Source organism: Lysobacter sp. F60174L2, from assembly GCF_052547135.1.
The window spans coordinates 1,026,161-1,046,558 of sequence record NZ_JBQWRA010000001.1; the positions used below are offsets into that span (position 1 = coordinate 1,026,161).

Genomic DNA, 20,398 nt, shown 5'->3' on the forward strand with positions numbered 1-20,398 from the left:
ATGCCCCCGACTGTAGGAGCGACGTAAGTCGCGATTTCCTCGGCAACCGTCAATCGGCACACGTCGGCGTGCCGGGAATCACGATCGCGATACCGGGATTTTGCGCGCAGCACGGAAGATGTGACAGCAGTGAAATCGCGACTCACGTCGCTCCTACATCCGTGGTGGCTTTGCCGGGTCGGGGCGATGGCTTGGCGATCTCGCCCCGGCGCCCGCATCCGGGACTAACAGCCTACGACCGCGCGCCGCATGCGGGCTAGGCTGCACGATTCGTCCGCCATGCGTGCCTGCCATGACCCCTCGCCTGCTCGTCCTTGCGCTGTCCAGCGCGTTGTCCGCGTCCTTCGCCTTGCCTGCCGTGGCACAGGATCCGCCACCGAAGCCCACGCCACAGCCGGCACCGGCCGACCGCGACACCAGCGACACCGCGCAGGACCCGGTGCAACTGGAACAGGACGCACTCGACCCGGTCGGCACCGATCCGGCGCAGGCTGCGCCCGACGTCGCCAAGGGCAGGAACGCGCGCGATGCAGCCGACGACGCGGAGAAGAAGTGGGACGTCAGCGCCGCCCACGGGCCAACGAAGACCGTGCGCTTCAGCACCGACGAAGGCACCTGGATGGACGTCGACGTCGCCCCGGACGGCGACGAGCTGGTGTTCTCGCTGCTCGGCGACCTGTACCGCCTGCCGATCACCGGCGGCACCGCGCAGCGCATCACCAGCGGCCCGGCCTGGGACGTGCAGCCACGCTGGTCGCCCGACGGCGCCGAGTTCGCGTTCACCTCCGACCGCGGCGGCGGCAACAACCTGTGGCGGATCGACACCGACGGCAGCGACCCGGTGCAGGTCACGCAGGAGGACTTCCGCCTGCTCAACAACCCGGCGTGGACCCCGGACGGGCGCTTCCTGATCGGCCGCAAGCACTTCACCTCCGAGCGCTCGCTGGGCGCCGGCGAGCTATGGATGTACCACGTGTCCGGCGGCAAGGAAGGCCTGCAGCTGACCGAGCGCAAGAACGACCAGCAGGACCTCGGCGAACCTGCGGTGTCGCCCGACGGCCGCTACGTCTACTACTCCGAGGACGTCAGCGGCGGCGAGACGTTCCAGTACAACAAGAACCCGCACGACGTGATCTACGCGATCAAGCGGCTCGACCGCCAAACCGGCGAGACCGACACCCTGGTCGCGACCCCGGGCGGCGCGGTGCGGCCGCAGCCGTCGCCCGACGGCAAGTCGCTGGCGTTCGTCAAGCGCATCCGCGACAAGTCGGTGCTGCACGTGCTCGACCTCGCCAGCGGCGAGGTGCGGCCGGTGTGGGACGGGCTCAGCCACGACCAGCAGGAAGCGTGGGCGATCTTCGGGCCGTACACCGGCTTCGACTGGATGCCCGATTCCAAATCGGTGGTGCTGTGGGCGCAGGGCAAGCTGTGGCGGGTCACGATGCCCGGCGGCGAGGCCACGCAGATCCCGTTCACCGCGCAGGTCGAGCAGACCGTGACCGAGCCGCTGCGCTTCACCCAGGAGATCGACGAAGGCAGCTTCGCACCGAAGATGATCCGCGACGTCGCCACCTCGGCCGATGGCGACACCATGGTCTTCCATGCCGTCGGCAAGCTGTGGCGCAAGTCGCTGCCCGGCGGCGAACCGCGTCGCCTGACCGGCAACGAGGGCCTGTACGAATACGAGCCCAGCTTCAGTCCCGATGGCGACAAGCTGCTCTACACCACCTGGTCGGACGCGGCGATGGGCGCGATCTACGTGCGCAACGCCAATGGCAGCGGCAAGGGCACCCGCCTGACCGACGACAAGGGCTTCTACTACAACCCGCGGTTCTCGCCCGACGGCAAGCGGATCGTCTACAGCAAGTCCGGCGGCAGCGGCCTGACCGGCAGCCTGTGGTCGGTCGACCAGGGCGTCTACGTGATGCCGGCGCGCGGCGGCGAGCCGGTGCGGGTCGCCGACAAGGGCAGCGCGCCGCAATTCAACGCCGACGGTTCGCGCGTGCTGTACCTGACCGGCGGCGGGCTGGAGAAGAAGCTGATGTCGGTCGGCCTGCACGGTGAGGACCCGCGCGAGGTGTTCAACCTCAAGTACGTCGACGCGGTGAAGGTCAGCCCGGACGGCAAGTGGGTCGCGTTCACCGAGCTGTTCAACGCCTACGTCGCGCCGATGGTGTCGACTGGCAAGCCGGTCGAGCTCAGCAAGGACTCCAAGGCGATCCCGGTGACCGCGGTCAGCGCGGATGTCGGCAGCTACCTGCACTGGGCGGCCGATTCGGAGTCGCTGCACTGGATGGTCGGCGACAAGTACCACTCGCGTTCGCTCGACGAGAGCTTCGCGTTCCTGACCGACGGCAAGACGGAGATCGCCAAGCCAGTCCACGGTGGCGGCATCGCGGTCGGCCTGACCGTGCCGGTCGACGCGCCCGACGAGCTGGTCGCGTTCACCAACGCACGCATCATCACCATGCGCGACGCGGAGAACTCCGAGGAGGTCATCGACAACGGCACGATCGTGCTGCGCGGCGACGAGATCGTCGCGGTCGGCGCCACGGGTGCGGTGCAAGTGCCGGCCGGCGCCAACGTCATCGACGCCAGCGGCAAGACCATCGTGCCCGGCACCATCGACGTCCACGCCCACGCCGCGCACTTCGGCCAGGGCGTCGTGCCGCAGCAGAACTGGGCGTACTACACCAACCTCGCGTTCGGCATCACCACCATGCACGACCCGTCGGCGACCACCGAGTTCGTGTTCTCCGAGGCCGAGCTGCAGAAGGCCGGCAGGATGGTCGGCCCGCGGATCTTCTCGACCGGCACGATCCTGTACGGCGCCGACGGCGACTTCAAGGCGGTGGTCAACTCGCTCGACGACGCCCGCAGCCACCTGCGCCGGATGCAGGCCAACGGCGCGTTCTCGGTCAAGAGCTACAACCAGCCCCGGCGCGAGCAGCGCCAGCAGATCAACACTGCAGCAAGGGAGCTCGGCATGCTGGTGGTCGAGGAAGGTGGCAGCACCTTCCACCACAACATGACGATGATCCTCGACGGCGTCACCGGCATCGAGCACAACATTCCGGTCGCGCCGCTGTACAAGGACGTGGTCGAGCTGTGGAGCCAGACCGACGTGCGCAACACGCCGACGGTGGTGGTGAGCTACGGCGGACTGTCGGGCGAGTACTGGTGGTATGCGCGCGACAACGTCTGGGAGAACGACAAGCTCAACCGCTTCTTCCCGCGCGAGACCCTGGACGCGCGCAGCATCCGCCGCGAGACCGCGCCGGACTGGGACTACTACCACGTCGAAGTCGCCAAGGCCGCCAAGGTCCTGCGCGATGCCGGCGTCGGCATCCAGGTCGGCGGCCACGGCCAGTTGCAGGGGCTGAGCGCGAACTGGGAGATCTGGCTGCTGACCCAGGGCGGCTTCAGCAACTTCGAGGCGCTGCGCGCGGCGACGATCGACGGTGCCGACTATCTTGGCCTCAGCGAGGAAATCGGTTCGCTCGAGGTCGGCAAGCAGGCCGACCTGGTGGTGCTGAACTCGAACCCGCTGGAGAACATCCGCGCCACCATCGACACCCGCTACGTGATGGTCGACGGCCGTTTGTTCGACGTCGACGCCGACATGGCCGAGATCGGCAACGACCAGACCCCGGAGCCGAACTTCTACTGGCAGCGCCACCGCGACGGCCAGACCTTCGGCACCGAGTTCGGCCCGACCGCGGTCTGCCATTGCCCGAAGGGCCACCACGGCGGGCACGTGCATCTGGACTGATACCAATCCGCGCTTCTGTGGGAGCGGCTTCAGCCGCGATTGGACGGTCGGGCGTCCGTGCCGATTTCCGATCGCGACTTACGTCGCTCCTACACGAGCCGGTTCCCGGGGGTCCGTGGCGGCCACGCGGTCGTTCACGGAGGCCCCATGGTCCGCCGCCTAGGCTGGCCCTGTTCATCCAAGGAATCGCCCATGGCCACCCGCTACTACATCACCCTGCCCGACGGCACCCGCGCCCGCGGCGCCGACCCCGACCTGTCGTTCAAGGCGGTCAGTGCCGACGGCTTCGCCAGCGAGTTGCAGGCCGCGCTGCGCACCGACAACCTGTTCCAGCGCTGGCGCGCCCGCCAGGACGATCCCGACGAGGTGGACGAGCGGCTGGGCGCGACCGACCCCGACGCGACCGTGACCGGCGCGCAGGATTCGTTGCACATCGATCTGGTGGTCACCACCGGCCTGCCCGGCGACACCTTCAAGCAGCGCCTGCGCCTGCTCGCCGGCAGCGGCTGGGAACTGCGCGACGTAACCGCGGCCTGATGTGGGCGCGCGGGGAACCGCCCCGGGAATCGCCCCCGGAAATCGCCTCCCGGAAATCGCCCCGGAATCGTCCCCGAAATGTAGGAGCGACGTAAGTCGCGATCGGACAGTCGGTCGCCCGCACCGATTCCCGATCGCGACTTACGTCGCTCCTACAAAAGGCCAGCCTCTACCGGCGACAATGGCGGCATGACCGATCTCCTGCTCGCATGGAGCGGCGGCAAGGACGCCGCCTGGACCCTGCACACCCTGCGCCAGCGCGACGACGTCCGCGTGCTCGGCCTGCTGACCACCGTCACCGCCGGCTACGAGCGCATCGCCATGCACGGCATCCGCCGCGACGTGCTGCATGCCCAGGCCGACGCAGTCGGCCTGCCGCTGATCGAATCGGTGATCCCGCAAGGCTGCGACAACGACACCTACGAAGCCGCGTTCGCCGCCGCGCTCGCCGACGCGCGCGAACGCTGGCCCGGCCTCGACACGATCGCGTTCGGTGACCTCTACCTCGCCGACGTGCGCGCCTGGCGCGAGGCATTGTGCGCGCGGCACGGCTGGACGATCCGGACCCCGCTGTTCGGCACCGACACCGCAGCGCTGGCGCGGACGATGATCGCCGGCGGCCTGCGTACCCAGCTGTGTTGCGTCGATACCGGGCAGCTCGACGCGGCATTCAGTGGCCGCGCATTCGACGACGCATTGCTGGCCGAACTGCCGCCCGGCTGCGACCCCTGCGGCGAGAACGGCGAGTTCCACACCCTGGTCCATGCCGGGCCGATGTTCGAGCGTCCGCTGCGGATCGAGCGCGGCGAAACCGTCCTCCGCGACGGCCGCTTCGCCTTCACCGACTTCGTGCTGGCGTCCTGAATATCACGCCTGGCCGACACCTGGCGCAACGCGCTCCCAGGACTCCACCGGCCCGGGGCGCAGCCGGAACAGTGGATGCTGGTCGGGCGATACCACTTGCCAACGCTCGTACAGCGCGGGATTGCGGACCGCCAGCTTGCGCAGCAGGTGCTGCCACTCGTGCTCCAGCTGGCCGGCGTTGACCTCGATGGACTCGACCACCCGCAGCGGTCCGATCTTGCCGCGGTCGAACGCATAGCCCCGCTCCACCGCCTCGACATGCACCGCGGCAAGGTAGGCGTTGATCGCCAGCCGCGGCGACGGGTGGGCGCGGAAGCGTTCGAGCTGCGGATGCCGGGTGTAGCCGCGGGTCTCGCCACGCAATACCGCCCTGGCCAGCAGCGCCTCGCGCCAGAGCGCGACCAGGCCTTGCCGATCGAGATGCCGCGGATGCACTGTCCACAGGCGCATGCCGTTGGTTGCTACTCGACCAGCGCCGCGGCGTGGTGGACGATGTGGTCGCCGATAAAGCTGGCGATGAAGTAGTAGCTGTGGTCGTAGCCCGGCTGCAGCCTCAGGGTCAGCGGATGACCCGATGCGGCGCAGGCGTCGCGCAGCAGTTCCGGACGCAGCTGCTCCTGCAGGAACTCGTCGGCGCCGCCCTGGTCGACCAGCAATGGCAGGCGTTCGGCCGCCGCGCGGACGAGCTCGCAGGCGTCCCACTGCTTCCAGCTGTCGCGGTCGCTCCCCAGATACGCCTCGAATGCCTTCCCGCCCCACGGCACGCGCGACGGCGCGACGATCGGCGAGAACGCGGAAACGCTGCGATACCGACCCGGGTTGCGCAGCGCAATCACCAGCGCGCCGTGCCCACCCATCGAATGGCCGCTGATGCCGCGGGCGGTGGTGGTCGGGAAGTGCGCGTCGACCAGCGCCGGCAGTTCGTTCACCACGTAGTCGTGCATGCGGTAGTGCGCGGCCCAGGGCTGTTGCGTGGCGTTGAGATAGAAGCCCGCCCCTTGGCCGAGATCGTAGGCCTCGTCGTCGGCCACGTCGTCGCCGCGCGGACTGGTGTCGGGCGCGACCAGGATCAGGCCGTGTTCCGCGGCGTAGCGCTGGGCGCCGGCCTTCTGGATGAAGTTCTGCTCGCTGCAGGTCAGCCCCGACAGCCAGTACAGCACCGGGCACGGCCCGCGCGCGGCCTGCGGCGGCAGGTAGACGGCGAACTTCATCGGGCAGTCCAGCGTACTCGACGCGTGCTGCCAGACTTCCTGGGTGCCGCCGAAGCAGGCGTGCTGTTCGATGCGTTGCATGGGGACCTCTCGTGATTTCTACCCCTCTCCCGCTTGCGGGAGAGGGCTGGGGTGAGGGTGCGCAAACCGGCAATGGTGTCGCAGATGCGGTGTCGCGCGCCCTCATCCGCCCTTCGGGCACCTTCTCCCGCATGCGGGAGAAGGGAATCGGAGTCAGTACCTGACTACGGCTCTTGGAGTCAGTACCTGACTACGGCTCTTATAGACTTGCCCTCGTGCATCAGGTCGAACGCCTCGTTGATGCGCTCCAGCGGCAGGGTGTGGGTCACGAACGGCGCGAGGTCGATATCGCCGCGCATCGCGTCCTCGACCATGCCCGGCAACTGGCTGCGGCCCTTCACTCCGCCGAACGCGGTGCCCATCCATTTGCGGCCGGTGACCAGCTGGAACGGCCGGGTGCCGATCTCCTTGCCCGCGCCGGCGACGCCGATGATCACGCTCTGGCCCCAGCCGCGGTGGGCGCATTCCAGCGCCGCGCGCATTACCTCGACGTTGCCGATGCACTCGAAGCTGTGGTCCACGCCCCAGCCGGTCATTTCCACGATGACCTGCTGGATCGGCTTGTCATGGTCCTTCGGGTTGACGCAGTCGGTCGCGCCCATCGCCTGCGCCAGCGCGAACTTGTCGGGGTTGGTGTCGATCGCGATGATCCGGCCCGCCTTCGCCTGCTTCGCGCCCTGGATTACCGCAAGGCCGATCGCGCCGAGGCCGAACACGGCGACGCTGTCACCTTCGGCGACCTTCGCGGTGTTGTGCACCGCGCCGATGCCGGTGGTCACGCCGCAACCGAGCAGGCAGGTGTGCTCCGGGTTGGCTTCGGGGTTCACCTTGGCCAGCGAGACCTCGGCCACGACCGTGTACTCGCTGAAGGTCGAGCAGCCCATGTAGTGGTAGATGGGCTCGCCGTTGTAGCTGAAACGCGTCGTGCCGTCGGGCATCACGCCCTTGCCCTGGGTCGCGCGCACGGCGACGCACAGGTTGGTCTTGCCCGACTTGCAGAACAGGCACTCGCCGCACTCGGCGGTGTACAGCGGGATCACGTGGTCGCCCGGCTTGACGCTGGTCACGCCCTCGCCGACCTCGACCACGATGCCGGCGCCCTCGTGTCCGAGCACCGCCGGGAACACGCCTTCCGGGTCTTCGCCCGACAGGGTGAACGCGTCGGTGTGGCACAGCGCGGTGTGGGTGATCTTCACCAGCACCTCGCCCTTCCTCGGCGGCTCGACATCGATCTCGACGACCTGCAGCGGTTGTCCGGCGGCGAAGGCGACGGCGGCGCGGGATTTCATGGCGGGGCTCCGGTGTGGGGATGCGCCATGATAGGCCGGCGACGCGACGGCTTGCCTGATCGCTTCTGTTGCCTGGCCCCCGCGCCTCTGTTGCCTGACCCCGCGCCGTGTAGGAGCGCTGGGGCCGCGGGGGCCCGGCAGGCATCAACCGGTATTCTGGATGCCGGCGGCGATGCCGTTGACGGTCGCCATCAGCACCTGCAGCAATGCGTCGTCCTCGCGGTTGCCTGCGCGCCAGCGGGCCAGCAGGTCGACCTGCAGCAGGCTGATCGGGTCGATGTAGGGGTTGCGCAGGCGGATCGACTGGCTCAGACGCGGGTCGTGGGCGAGCAGTCCGGTTTCGTCCTTGACGGCGAGCACGGCGTCGCGGGTGCGCTCGAACTCGGCCTCGATGCCGGGGTGCAGGCGCGCGTGCAGGTCGCCTTCGGGCAGTTGTGCGGCGAGCTGCGAATAGCGCTCGAAGATGCCGGGGTCGGACTTGGCCAGCACCATCTCGACATCGTCGACCAGGGTGCCGAAGAACGGCCAGTCGCGCGCCATCTCGGCCAGGGCGTCGCGGCCGTGGGTGTCGATCGCCCGCTGCAGCGCGGTGCCGACGCCGTACCACGCGGTCAGGCCGGAACGGTTCTGCGCCCACGAGAACACCCACGGGATCGCGCGCAACGATTCGACGCCACCCTTGCTGCCGCGCTTGCTGGGCCGCGAGCCGATCCGCAGCCGTTCGATCACGTCGATCGGGGTGGCGGCACGGAAGTACGCCGCGAAGTCGGGATGCTCGTGCACCAGCGCGCGGTAATGCGCGCGCGCATCGAGCGCGAGCTGCGCGGCGACCTCGCGCCAGTGCGCCTCGCGCGGTTCCGGCGGACGCGGGCGCAGGGTCGCGCGAAGCACCGCAGCGGTGGTCTGTTCCAGGTCGCGCAACGCCAGCGCGCGGATGCCGTACTTGCGATGGATCACCTCGCCCTGCTCGGTCAGCCGCAAATAACCGTCGACCGAACCGCGCGGCGCGGCGATCACCGCACGGGCGGTCTTGCCGCCACCGCGGCTGGCCGAACCGCCACGGCCGTGGAAGAACGCGATCCGCACGCCGCTGTCGCGGGCCAGCGCGGTCAAGGCGATCTGGGTGCGCTGCAGCGCCCAGCGCGAGGCGACGATGCCGCCGTCCTTGGCGCTGTCGGAATAGCCGAGCATCACCACCTGGCGGTTGCCGCGGGTGGCCAGGTGCCGGCGGTAGACCGGGTCGGCGAACAGTTCGCGCAGGGTGTCGTTCGCGGCGTCGAGGTCGTCGACGGTCTCGAACAGCGGCGCCACGTCGAGCGGCACTTCACCGTCTTCGATGCATCCGGCGAGTCGCGCCAGCGCCAGCACCGCCAGCGCATCGGCGGCGCTGCGGCTCATGCTGATGATATAGGGGCCGAACACGCGGTCGCCGTAGCGCGGGCGCAGCTCGGCGACGGTACGGAACACGTCGAGGGTCGACAGCGCGGTTTCGTCGCCGGGGCTGGCGACGTTTGCACGCCCTTCGATCAGCCCGTGCAGGCGCGCGGCGCGGTCGGCGGCATCGCGCGACTCCCACTGCGGGTCGTCGAGCAGCGCCGCGAGTGCCGCATCGTGCACTGCCGAGTCCTGGCGCAGGTCGAGGCTGGCGAGGTGGAAGCCGAAACTGCGCGCGCGCCGCTGCAGTCGGCGAACCGCGAATCCGCCCGCATGCTCGCCACGATTCGCACGCAGGCTGTCGGCGATCAATGCGATGTCGGCCTCGAACGCCGCCGCGTCGGGATAGGCCGCGGGTTCGTCGTGGCGGGTCGCCCACAGCCGCTCGACCATCAGGTTGACGAGGTTGCGGTACGGCATGTCGGCGTGGCGCGGGTGCAGCCGTTCGGCCGCGCGCGGCAGCAGTCCGCGGTACTCGTCGACGCGTGCCAGCACTGCAGGATCGACCTCGACCCGGGCCTGCGACTGGCTCAGCAGTTCGCCGAGCGCATCGAGGTCGCGCCGGTACGCGTCCAGCACCAGCGCGCGCTGGCCGGCGAGGGTCGCGGCGATGGTGGCCGCGCCGACGTTCGGGTTGCCGTCCATGTCGCCGCCGACCCAGCTGCCGAAACCGAGCACGTCGGGCAACGCTAGCGACGCATCGAGATAGTGCTCGCGCAGGGCCTCGTCGAACGCCTCGTGGAACACCGGCAGCACCCGGTACAGCACTTCGGACAGGTAGAACCCGACGTGCTCGAACTCGTCCGCGACGCTCGGCTTGGCGGTCGGCGCCTCGGCGGTCTGCCAGCTCGCGGTCAGCGCCAGGCGGATGCGCTCGCGGTCGGCGCGGCGCTCGGCCGGGGTGCGGCCGCGGTCGATGTCGGCGACCAGCGCGGCGACGATCTGGCGCTCCTTGTTGAGCAGTACCCGGCGCACCGCCTCGGTCGGGTGGGCGGTGAACACCGGTTCGATCCGCAGCCGCGGCAGCAGCGCGGCCACCTCGTCGGCGCCGACACCCTGCCGGGCCAGGTTGCCGACGACATCGCGCAGGCCACCGGGCTGGGCGCCGTCGCCGGCGCGCTCGTGTTCGCGGCGGCGGCGGATGCGGTGCACGCGCTCGACCAGGTTGACCGCCTGGAAATAGGTCGAGAACGCACGGACCAGGTCGCTGGCGTGCTGCAGGTCGGTGCTGGCGATCGACGTCGCCATCGCACCGGCAAGCTCGGCGACCGGCGCATCGTTCTCGCGCCGGCCGATCGCGGCCCGGCGCAGGCGCTCGACTTCATCGAGGAAAGCCGGGCCACGTTGCTCGGCGAGGATCTCGCCGACCAGCGTGCCGAGGGTCTTGACGTCCTCGCGCAGCAGCGCGTCGGTGGCACCGAACTCGATGGTACGCAGTGGTTCGTCGAATGATTCGGGGGCATTGGTCATGCCCCAAGGCTACAACCTAGTACGCGAATTCCTTGAACACCGGGTCCACACTGCCGCCCCACGGGCCATGGAACAGCTCCAGCTTGCGTTCGGCCGGGGTGATGCCGGCCTCGACCTGTTCCATCAACGGCCCGAGGAAGATGCTCTCGTCGCTGCCGTTCTCGTTGATCCGTGCGCGCCGGGCCAGGCCGTGGGCGGAGATCTGCACCGCGCGCCGGGCCAGGTCGAGCACGGTGCCGTCGCGGAACGGCAGCTTGAACGCCTGCCGCGGCACGCCGTCGCGCAGTGCATGGATCTCGGCGAGGCTGAAATCCTTGACCATGTCCCATGCGGCATCCAGGGCGGTGTCGTCGTACAGCAGCCCGGTCCAGAACGCCGGCAACGCGCAGATGCGGTTCCACGGGCCGGAGTCGGCGCCGCGCATTTCCAGGTACTTCTTCAGACGCACCTCGGGGAACGCGGTGGTGCTGTGGTCGGCCCAGTCCTGCAGCGTCGGGGTATGGCCCGGGTACGCGGGCAGCTTGCCGGCCAGGTAGTCGCGGAACGACTGCCCGGACGCGTCGATGTAGGCGCCATCGCGGTAGACGAAGTACATCGGCACGTCGAGCAGGTAGTCGACGTAGCGCTCGTAGCCGAAACCGTCCTCGAACACGAAGTCGAGCAGGCCGGTGCGGTGCGGATCGGTGTCGGTCCAGATGTGCGAGCGGTAGCTGAGGAAGCCGTTGGGCTTGCCCTCGGTGAACGGCGAGTCGGCGAACAGCGCGGTCGCGACCGACTGCAGCGCCAGCGACACCCGGAACTTCTTCACCATGTCGGCCTCGGAGGCGACATCGAGGTTGACCTGCACGGTCGAGGTGCGGGTCATCATGTCGAGCCCGAGCGTGCCGACCTTGGGCATGTACTCGCGCATGATCCTGTAGCGGCCCTTCGGCATCCACGGCATTTCGTCGCGCCGCCACTTGGGCTGGAAGCCCATGCCGAGGAAACCCAGACCCATCGGCTCGGCGACGCTGCGGACTTCGCGCAGGTGGGTGGCGGCTTCGCGGCAGGTGTCGTGCAGCGATTCGAGCGGAGCGCCGGACAGTTCCAGCTGGCCGGCGGGCTCCAGCGACACCGAGGCGCCATCGCGGGTCAGCGCGATGACGCGGCCGTGCTCCTCGACCGGTGCCCAGCCGAACCGGACCAGGCCCTTGAGCAATGCCTCGATGCCGCGCTCGCCGTCGAACGCGGGCGGGCGCAGGTCATCGGTACGGAAGCCGAACTTTTCGTGTTCGGTGCCGATCTTCCAGTCGTCGCGCGCGCGCGCGCCGGACACCAGGAAGTCGAGCAGCTGCGCGCGGCCGGCGGCGCCGGCTTCGATCGGAACATCCTTGACGTGGCTGGGGCCGGACACGTGCACCTCGCTGGACGGGGGAGCCGGCGACGCGGCGTGCTGCCGGCATTCGCGGGAATCAGCGCAGTGTAGCGAGAGGCGCAGGGGATCGAATGTCATCGAGCCGCAACGCTCCAGCCCATCCCCGGGACAATGGGCCGTTACTGCACGCGCGCCGCGACGGCGCCTACAGCTGCAGCCAGCCGCCGATCACCGCGCGGGCCTCGTCGACGCCCTGCTTGGATTCGCCGGAAAACACCTGCACGCTGACCGCATCGCCGAACTCGGCCTGCATCTGCTTGCGCACCGCCTGCATCGCGTTGCCCTGGGCGCCGCGGCCGAGCTTGTCGGCCTTGGTCAGGATCGCGTGCGCCGGCAGCCCGCGGCCGACCGCGTAGCCGAGCATCTGCCGGTCGTAGTCCTTCAGCGGGTGGCGGATGTCCATCACCACCACCAGCCCCTTGAGCGCCTCGCGGGTGCCGAAGTACTTGTCGATGAAGGCCTGCCAGTGCGCCTGCAGGTCCTTGGGGACCTTGGCGTAGCCGTAGCCGGGCAGGTCGACCAGGAAGCGGTCGGTGGTCGGTGGGATGTCGAAGAACACCAGCTGCTGGGTCCGTCCGGGGGTCTTGGAGACCCGCGCCAGCGCGTTCTGCTGGCAGATCGCGTTGAGCGCGCTGGACTTGCCGGCGTTGGAGCGGCCGGCGAACGCGACCTCGAAACCGCCGTCGGGCGGCAACTGCCGCGGATTGTGCGCCGCCAGCATGTACCGGGCGCGGGCAAGGGGATTGGCCATCGCGATAGGATCGCACGGCGGGGTCGCGAGGTGGCCGTGGAGCGCTCCTGCGCACCGATCCGGGGCCTTCGCGTTGACCCGCCTGCGCCCCGCGACGATAATTCTGCGGTTCCGACGGCCGTTTGCGGGCGTCACTTCAGTGTTTTTCCGGAGCCAATCCCAATGAGCCACGCCCGCGTCCTCGGCTTTGCCGGCCTTGTTGCCCTTGCGGCAGCCGCCGTCGCCTATGCCCAGACCACGGTCACCCCGATCCCGGATGCAGAGCCGGTGCAGACCGCGCCGCTGGAGGACGTGGCCGCGACGACGACCTGGGGCGACGCCGCCAAGGGCGCGACGCTGGCCGGCACCTGCGCGGCCTGCCACGGCCTCGACGGCAACCCGACCGACCCGCAGTACCCGCGACTGGCCGGCCAGAGCGAGCGTTACATCGCGCACCAGATCGCCCTGTTCAAGAGCGGCGAGCGCAACACCGGCATGAGCGCGGTGATGAAGCCGTTCGCCGACATGCTCAGCGCGCAGGACGCCCGCGACGTCGGCGCCTACTACGCCACCCAGACCTCCGGTGCCGGCGTGGCCGACGACGCGGTGGTTGCGGACGGTCCCTACAAGGACATGAAGTTCTTCGAGATCGGCGAGCAGCTGTTCCTGTCCGGCGACGCCGAGCGCGGCATCCCCGCGTGCATGGCGTGCCACGGTCCCGATGGCGCCGGCAACCCCGGCCCGGCCTACCCGCACGTGGCCGGCCAGCAGGCCGCCTACACCCAGCGCCGGCTGGAGGAGTACCGCGCCGGTACCACCACCCAGCGCGAGCCGCACCTGTTCAACATCATGGCGACCGTCGCCAGCGAGCTGACCGACCAGGAAATCGGCGCGCTCGCGAGCTACCTGCAGGGCCTGCACCCGAGCGCGAACGACGTCGCCATCGCCGGCGCGCCGGCGCTGGCGGTGACCTCCAGCGGCCCCGGCACCACCCCGAGCGTGGTCCCGGACGCGGGCGCGGCCGGCACGGATGCGGTCGATGCCGCGGACGGCGCGGCTCCCGCCGACAGCGATGCGCCGGCCGACACCGCGACCCCGGACGAAACCGCCGGGCCCGAAGGCGAAGGCTGATCCGGACAGGCACGGCACGCCCGCGCCCGGCGCGACGGAACTCGCGGCGCCTTGCGCGGTCCCAGTCCAGACTCCTGTTGTTCATTGCGCCGACCGTAACCTGCGGTCGGCGTTTTTTATGCCCGTCCCAGAAGGGAGCCCACTGATGAAATCCGCATTGCCCCGCCTCGCGCTGCATGCCGTCCTGTCGCTGTCCGCGCTGTTTCCGCTGTCGGCGCTCGCCGCCTCGCCCGGCCCGGCACCGGTGGCGGGCACCGACTATGTCGAGATCGCCGGCGGCGAGCCGTTCGCGCCACAGCCGGGCAGGATCGAAGTGGTCGAAGTCTTCGGCTACACCTGCATCCACTGCGCCCACTTCGAACCGCTGGTCAGCGAGTGGAAGGCCGGGCTGCCGGCGGACGTTTCGTTCGTGCCGGTACCGGCGCCGTTCGGCGGCTACTGGATCCCGTATGCGCAGGCGTTCCATGCGGCAAAGGCACAGGGCCTGCTCGGCAAGACCCATGGTGCGGTATTCAACGCGCTGCACGAGGCCCACAGCCTGCCGGTCAGCAACGCCACCCCGGCCGAGATCGCCGGGTTCTACGCCGCCTACGGTGCCGACACCGAGCAGTTCATCGCCGACATGGCCAGCGAGGCGACCGCGGCCAGGCTGCAGCACGCGCGCGAGTTCCTGCGTCGCAGCGGGGTGCAGGGCACGCCGACCCTGATCGTGGCCGGCCGGTACCGGGTGCTGGGCGACAGTTTCGAGGAGTTGCTGGACACCGCCACGGCGCTGGTGGAGATGGAACGCGCCCGCCTCAAGCGCGGCGCGTCGAACTGAGCGCACTGCACATCGGCGTGCGGGCCTGACCGGTATCCTTGCCGGAGCCGCGGCGCTGCCGCCACCTGATTCCCTGATGGAGATCCGCCCATGATTCCGCGCCCGGCCATGCTGTACCGCCTCGGCCTAACCCTCGCAGCCGCGCTTGCGCTGGCCGCCTGTTCGCAGGAAGCACCCGCCCCCGCTAGCAACGCCGCCACCAGCGTCCCCGCCAGCAACGCCCCGGCGTCGACCGCCGCGCCGGCTGCGGGCGACACCACGCGCACGCCCGGCCCCGTCGTCCCGCCGGCCGGCGCGGCTCCGGTCGCCGGCACCGATTACGTCGTGATCCCCGGCGGCACCCCGTTCAAGGCCGGCGGCGACAGGATCGAGGTGGTCGAGGTGTTCGGTTACACCTGCCCGCACTGCGCCACGTTCGAACCGCTGGTCAGCGCGTGGTCCGCCAGTCTGCCGGCCGACGTCGAGTTCGTCCCGATGGCGGCGCCGTTCGGCGGCTTCTGGATGCCGTACGCCAAGGCGTTCTTCACCGCGCAGACGATGGGCGTCGCCGAACAGAGCCACGAGGCGGTGTTCCGCGCGATCCACGTCGACCGCAGCCTGCCGGTGCAGCCGCTGCCGACAGACGAGCAACTGGGCCAGTTTTACGCGCAGTTCGGGGTCGACCCGAAGCAGTTCGCCAGCACCATGTCGAGCTTCGCGATCACCGCCAGACTCAACCAGGCTCGCCAGTTCATCGAGCGCAGCTTCGGCAGTGACAACCCGAGCACGCCGTCCCTGATCATCAACGGCAAGTACCGCATCAAGACCGCGCCGTTCGATGAGCAGTTGCGCATTGCCGACCACCTGATCGCGATGGAGCGGGCTGCGATGTCCGCGGATGCCGCACCGGCCACGGGAGCAGGCGAATGAGCCGCCGCACTGTCCGTCTGCGCGGCGTCGGGCTGGCATTCGCCGCCGCTTTCGCACTGGCTGCTTGCTCGCCCGAAGCGCCGGCACCCACCAGCACGGCGACGCCCGCGACCCCGGCAGGCAATGCGGCCGCACCGGCTGCCACGTCGAGCGTCACGCCGTCGACCGCCGCGCCGTCGGCGGCACCGGCCGCGACACCCGCTGCGGCAACCAGGCCCGCGGCACCCGAGCGCGTACCCGGCCCGATCGTGCCGCCCGTCGGCCCGGCACCGGTTGCCGGTACGGACTACGTCGTGATCGCCGGTGGCGCGCCATATCGGCCGAGCCCCGGCAAGATCGAGGTCGTCGAGGTATTCGGCTATGTGTGCCCGGCGTGCGCCGCGTTCCAGCCACTCGCCAACGACTGGAAGGCCAAGCGGCCGGCCGATGTCGACTTCACCTACGTGCCGGCCCCGTTCGGACCCGACTGGATCCCGTATGCGAAGGGCTTCTACGTGGCCGAATCCGAAGGCCTGGTCGAGCAGAGTCATAACGACCTGATCCACGCCATCCACGTGCAGCAGAGCATGCCGGGCGAAGGCGACAGCCCCGAGGAAGCGGATGTCGCCGGGTTCTACGCCGCCTATGGCGCGGATCCGAAGGCGTTCCTCGCCAAGATGAACAGCTTCGCCAACAACGCCCAGGTCAATCGCGGCAAGCAGTTCATGATCCGCAGCGGCGTGCAGTCCACGCCCACGCTGGTGGTCGCCGGCAAGTACCGGGTCCAGGGCAAGACGTTCGAGGACATGCTGCGCATCACCGACCACCTGGTGGCGATGGAGCGCGCCGCCATGGCGCCTGCCGCCGATGCCGCAGCGGCACCATCGCAGGGCGACGACGGCGGCACCGACTGACCGGACGATGGACGCGCCCGGCCACGACCGCTCCGGTGCCCAGGTCCCTTCATCGGGCAGCCAACGCCTGCGCCTGCTCAGCGCCAACATCCAGGCCGGTTCCAGCACGCGCGGCTACCACGACTATGTCGCGCGCAGCTGGTCGCACGTGCTGCCCGCCGGCAACAAGCGCGGCAGCCTCGACCAGATCGCCCAGCTGGCCGGCGAGTACGACATCGTCGGCCTCAACGAGAGCGACCCGGGCAGCCTGCGCTCCGGCTTCACCAACCAGACCCACTACCTGGCCCAGCGCGGCGGCTTCGACTACTGGAGCCACCAGCCCAACCGCCGGGTCGGCAACGTCGCCTCCAGCGCCAACGGCCTGCTGAGCCGGCTGGAGCCGCGCGAGGTCATCGACCATTCGCTGCCGGGCCGGATCAGCGGCCGCGGCGTGTTGCTGGCCCGCTTCGGCGGTGGCGACGAGGGGCTGACGGTCGCGATCGTGCATCTATCGCTCGGCGCCGCCTCGCGCATGGCGCAGTTGGGCTTCATCGCCGAGCTGCTGCACGACCATCCGCATGCGGTGCTGATGGGCGATTTCAACTGCCCGATCGACCGCCCCGAGATGCAGGCGCTGTTCCGCGCCACCCGGCTGCAACCGCCGGACTGCGTGGTCAACACCTTCCCGAGCTGGCGCCCGCAGCGCGCGATCGACCACATCCTGATCGGCGACGGGCTGAGTTGCTCGGGTGCCTGCGCGATGCCGGCGGCGCGTTCCGACCACCTGGCGATCTCGCTGGAACTGGACGTGCCGCACCGCGCACTGCTGTAGGAGCGGCCGGCGAAAACGCCACCGGCCGCTGCTTCCCGCTTTCGCGACTCAGAACCGCAGGTTCGCCCGCACGTAGTAGTAGCGCCCGCCCGGGATGTCGTAGGTCGACGCGTCGTAGCCGTTGAGCGAGCACGACAGGCACAGCGGCGGATCCTTGTCGAGCACGTTGTTGACGCCGCCGGTCAGCTGCAGGCCCTTGAACCAGTCGAATTCATAGCCCAGCTGCAGGTCGTGGTAGGTAATCGCGTCGAGCGTGTTGGTGCCGGCCCAGATGTCGTTGCCGTCGTCGTCCTGGCCGACCACCGCGCCGTCGCTGCAGACCGCGAACGAGGCGGCGTCGCCGCAATCCTCGGTCAGCTCGCTGATGTGGCGGACCACCCACGCCGCGCTCCAGTTGCCCCGTTCCCAGTCGAGCGCCGCGGTCGAGGTCCAGTCCGGGATGGCGCTGTCGGTGACCTCGATGCCCACGGTGCGCGGCTGCACCTGGCCGGCGCCACCGATCGCCTCGTAGCGGGTCACGAAGGTGTTCTGCCAGCTCAGCTTGAAGCGGCCCGCCGCGGTTTCCGGCAGGGTCCAGAACACATCGGCGTCCCAGCCGTCGGTCTTGATCGAGCCGAGGTTGGTCAGGCGGTTGCCGAAGCTGTTGATGCTGCCGACCGAGGTGCGGGTGATGCCGTCGCAGTACAGCGGATCCAGCGTCTCCACGCACAGGTCGAGCTGGGTCTGCGCATCGATCGCCTGCACCGCGCCCTCGATACTGTGGCGGTAGAAGGTCAGTTCCAGGTCGAGCCGGTCGGACCACGACGCGTTGGCGCCGAAGCCCGGGCTGTACACCATGCCCGCGGTGAAGCTGTTGGCGGTCTCCGGCTGCAACTGGTCGTTGCCGCCGGTGGTGACCGAGATCTGCGAGTTGGTCTGCACCGCACCCGGCGGCACCCCGAGCGCCGCGCAGTTGGCGGCATCGCCGGTCGCCGGGCTGCCGTCGACGCCGACCAGGCAGGGGTCGTCGATCTGCAGGTCGGCGCGGCTGGCCGAACCGTACAGTTCGCCGATCGACGGCGCGCGGAAGCCTTCCGCATACGTCGCGCGCAACAGCAGTTCATCGGCGACCTGCCAGCGCAGGCCGTACTTCGGGGTGAACTGGCTGCCGAAGGTCGAGTAGTCGGAGTAGCGCCCGGCCAGGCTGAGGTCGAGGCTCTTGCCGAACGCCCCTTGCTCGATCAGAGGCACGTTGAACTCGACGTAGGCCTCGTTGACGTCGTACTCGCCCGAGGTCGGCAGCGACGGCACGCCGTTGTAGAAGCCGGCAACGGTCAGCGGGTCGGGGTTGTAGGAACCCTCGTACTTGCGGTGCTCGATGCCGGCGGCGGCCGACAACGGGCCGGCCCACAACTCGAACAGGTCGCCGGACACGTTGGCGGTGAACTGGCTGAGCTCCTGCTCGCTGCGGTCGTGCACCACCGGCTGGATCCACGCCAGCATCTCGGGTGTCAGGGTGCCGGGGCCGCCGAACACGTTGAGCGGCACGCAGCCCTGCACCGCAGCGCAGGCATCGGGATCGCCGAGCGCCAGCGCGATGTTGCGGATGTCGTAGCTGCCGAAGTTGGTCTGCTCGGCCTCGTTGCGACTGTGCGCGAAGTTGACGTCCCAGAACCAGGTGCGCGCGCCGGCTTCGAAGCTGCCCTCCAGCCCCGCCCCGAAATACTGGGTGTCGACCACCTGCTCGAACACGCGCGGCCCGCCCTCGACAGGCCGCCGCCCGATCAGGATCAGGTTGGCCTCGTTCTCCGGCGTGGCCGGGTCGTCGATCGACGCCAGGTCGAAACCGAACGGGTTGTACGGGTTGTCGGCCGACACGAACATGCCGTCGGCGAAGGCATTGCCGGTACCGGCATCGAGGCCGAGGAAAATCGGCTCCGGCGCCGCCTGGTTGACCGACTCGCGGCGGTTGACCAGCGCCTTGGCGTAGGCGTGCACGTTGTCGTTGAAGTAGAAGCGGTACTGGCCGAACACGCCGGTGCGCGTCGACGGCGTCAGCAGCATGTTGTACTCGGCGAAGTTGAAGCGGTCGGCGGTGGCGAAGCAGTGGTAGCCGTCGGTGCGCTCGCAACCGGTCTGGGCCGGGTCGTAGAACGGGTCGTTGTCGCCCTCGTTGGGCGTGATGTCGTGGGTCACGCCGGTGTTCGGGTCGGTGATGATGAAGCGCCCGCGCGGGGTGCCCGAGCTGCCGAAGCTCAGGCCGGTGCCCGGCACCGGGAAGCGCGACTGCTCGCGGGTGTTGGCCGAGATCGCATCCTGCTCGACCCAGCTCGCACCGAGGAACAGGTTGCTGCGCTCGGTGTTCATGCCCCACGCGACATCGACGCCCCTGGACGCCCCGTCACCCTCACCGTATTCGCCGTAGTTGAGCGTGACTTGGCCGCCTTCGAAGTTGCGCCGGGTGATGATGTTGACCACGCCGGCGATTGCGTCGGAGCCGTACAGAGAGGACGCGCCATCCTCCAGCACGTCGATCCGCTCGACGATCGCGAGCGGGATGGTGTTGAGGTCGGTGGTCGCACCGACGCCCGATGCCGACGACTCGTTGACCCAGCGCATGCCGTCGACCAGCACCAGCACACGCTTGGCGCCGAGGTTGCGCAGGTCGACCTGGGCCGAACCGGCACCGACGCCATCGCCGTTGGGCGAGAAGCCGAAGTTGCCCGACGAATTGAACTTGGTGTTGAGCGCCGAGCCCGAGCCGGTGAGCTCCTGCAGGATGTCGCCGATCGAGGTCAGCCCGGTGCGCTCTATATCGTCGCGGCTGAGCGTCTGGACCGGGGTCTGGGTCTCGATCTCGGCCTTCTTGATGCGGGTGCCGGTGACCTGGACGGTGTCGAGGGTGGTGGCGCCGGGGGCAGGTTCCGGGTCCTGCGCGGCGGCCAGCATGGGCGTGGCAAGCAACGGAATGAAGGCCAGCAGCGACAACGAGACGGCTTTCGCCAACGGGTGGCGGCGGGGTGCGTTCATCGACTTCTCTCTCCGTAGAAAAA

At 69.4% G+C, this 20,398-nt stretch carries 14 protein-coding genes and 1 pseudogene; 8 read left to right on the forward strand and 7 right to left on the reverse strand.

Annotated features, from left to right (window positions below; translation table 11 throughout):
* The first annotated feature begins 292 nt into the window (after nucleotides 1-292).
* The 3 genes from ACT9AS_RS04700 (at nucleotide 293) to ACT9AS_RS04710 (ending at nucleotide 5,173) form a co-directional block, all read left to right on the forward strand.
* Nucleotides 293-3,772 carry an amidohydrolase family protein gene (locus ACT9AS_RS04700; RefSeq protein WP_445098945.1) on the forward strand — a complete coding sequence of 1,160 codons (3,480 nt, stop codon included), beginning with the start codon at nucleotides 293-295 and terminating at the stop codon, nucleotides 3,770-3,772.
* A 192-nt stretch (nucleotides 3,773-3,964) separates the two neighbouring features.
* Nucleotides 3,965-4,309, forward strand: coding sequence for a hypothetical protein (locus ACT9AS_RS04705; RefSeq protein ID WP_445098946.1), 345 nt, complete (start codon nucleotides 3,965-3,967; stop codon nucleotides 4,307-4,309).
* Between the two features lie 189 nt (nucleotides 4,310-4,498).
* Complete coding sequence (locus ACT9AS_RS04710) at nucleotides 4,499-5,173, forward strand: Dph6-related ATP pyrophosphatase (protein WP_445098947.1); 675 nt, start codon at nucleotides 4,499-4,501, stop codon at nucleotides 5,171-5,173.
* 3 nt (nucleotides 5,174-5,176) lie between these two features.
* Here ACT9AS_RS04710 and ACT9AS_RS04715 read toward each other — a convergent pair whose 3' ends face one another.
* The 6 genes from ACT9AS_RS04715 to yihA form a co-directional block, all read right to left on the reverse strand.
* Complete coding sequence (locus tag ACT9AS_RS04715; RefSeq protein ID WP_445098948.1) at nucleotides 5,177-5,623, reverse strand: pyrimidine dimer DNA glycosylase/endonuclease V; 447 nt, start codon at nucleotides 5,621-5,623, stop codon at nucleotides 5,177-5,179.
* Between the two features lie 11 nt (nucleotides 5,624-5,634).
* Nucleotides 5,635-6,465, reverse strand: coding sequence for an S-formylglutathione hydrolase (gene fghA / locus ACT9AS_RS04720; RefSeq protein WP_445098949.1), 831 nt, complete (start codon nucleotides 6,463-6,465; stop codon nucleotides 5,635-5,637).
* A gap of 179 nt (nucleotides 6,466-6,644) precedes the next feature.
* Nucleotides 6,645-7,754, reverse strand: a complete 1,110-nt coding sequence (locus ACT9AS_RS04725; protein ID WP_445098950.1) for an S-(hydroxymethyl)glutathione dehydrogenase/class III alcohol dehydrogenase — start codon at nucleotides 7,752-7,754, stop codon at nucleotides 6,645-6,647.
* A 144-nt stretch (nucleotides 7,755-7,898) separates the two neighbouring features.
* A complete protein-coding gene (ppc, locus tag ACT9AS_RS04730) occupies nucleotides 7,899-10,658 on the reverse strand; it encodes a phosphoenolpyruvate carboxylase (protein WP_445098951.1) in 2,760 nt (919 codons plus the stop codon).
* Between the two features lie 16 nt (nucleotides 10,659-10,674).
* Nucleotides 10,675-12,051, reverse strand: coding sequence for a glutamate--cysteine ligase (locus ACT9AS_RS04735; RefSeq protein WP_445098952.1), 1,377 nt, complete (start codon nucleotides 12,049-12,051; stop codon nucleotides 10,675-10,677).
* A gap of 166 nt (nucleotides 12,052-12,217) precedes the next feature.
* Nucleotides 12,218-12,823, reverse strand: a complete 606-nt coding sequence (gene yihA / locus ACT9AS_RS04740) for a ribosome biogenesis GTP-binding protein YihA/YsxC (protein WP_445098953.1) — start codon at nucleotides 12,821-12,823, stop codon at nucleotides 12,218-12,220.
* A gap of 162 nt (nucleotides 12,824-12,985) precedes the next feature.
* Here yihA and ACT9AS_RS04745 point away from each other — a divergent pair.
* The 5 genes and pseudogenes from ACT9AS_RS04745 to ACT9AS_RS04765 form a co-directional block, all read left to right on the forward strand.
* Nucleotides 12,986-13,762: pseudogene (locus ACT9AS_RS04745) on the forward strand (c-type cytochrome); the annotation flags it as partial.
* Between the two features lie 316 nt (nucleotides 13,763-14,078).
* Nucleotides 14,079-14,753, forward strand: coding sequence for a DsbA family protein (locus ACT9AS_RS04750; protein WP_445098954.1), 675 nt, complete (start codon nucleotides 14,079-14,081; stop codon nucleotides 14,751-14,753).
* Between the two features lie 108 nt (nucleotides 14,754-14,861).
* Nucleotides 14,862-15,662 (forward strand): thiol:disulfide interchange protein DsbA/DsbL, encoded by an 801-nt coding sequence (locus tag ACT9AS_RS04755; RefSeq protein ID WP_445099035.1) that lies wholly within the window; start codon nucleotides 14,862-14,864, stop codon nucleotides 15,660-15,662.
* On the forward strand, nucleotides 15,659-16,555 hold the full coding sequence (locus ACT9AS_RS04760; protein WP_445098955.1) for a thioredoxin domain-containing protein: 897 nt from the start codon (nucleotides 15,659-15,661) through the stop codon (nucleotides 16,553-16,555). The genes ACT9AS_RS04755 and ACT9AS_RS04760 overlap by 4 nt, the downstream gene beginning before the upstream one ends.
* 7 nt (nucleotides 16,556-16,562) lie before the next feature.
* Nucleotides 16,563-17,366: an endonuclease/exonuclease/phosphatase family protein gene (locus ACT9AS_RS04765; protein ID WP_445098956.1), complete on the forward strand. Its 804-nt coding sequence runs from the start codon at nucleotides 16,563-16,565 to the stop codon at nucleotides 17,364-17,366.
* Nucleotides 17,367-17,414: 48 nt separating this feature from the next.
* Here the strand turns inward: ACT9AS_RS04765 and ACT9AS_RS04770 are convergent, their stop codons facing one another.
* Nucleotides 17,415-20,375, reverse strand: a complete 2,961-nt coding sequence (locus tag ACT9AS_RS04770; RefSeq protein WP_445098957.1) for a TonB-dependent receptor domain-containing protein — start codon at nucleotides 20,373-20,375, stop codon at nucleotides 17,415-17,417.
* Nucleotides 20,376-20,398 lie beyond the last annotated feature (23 nt).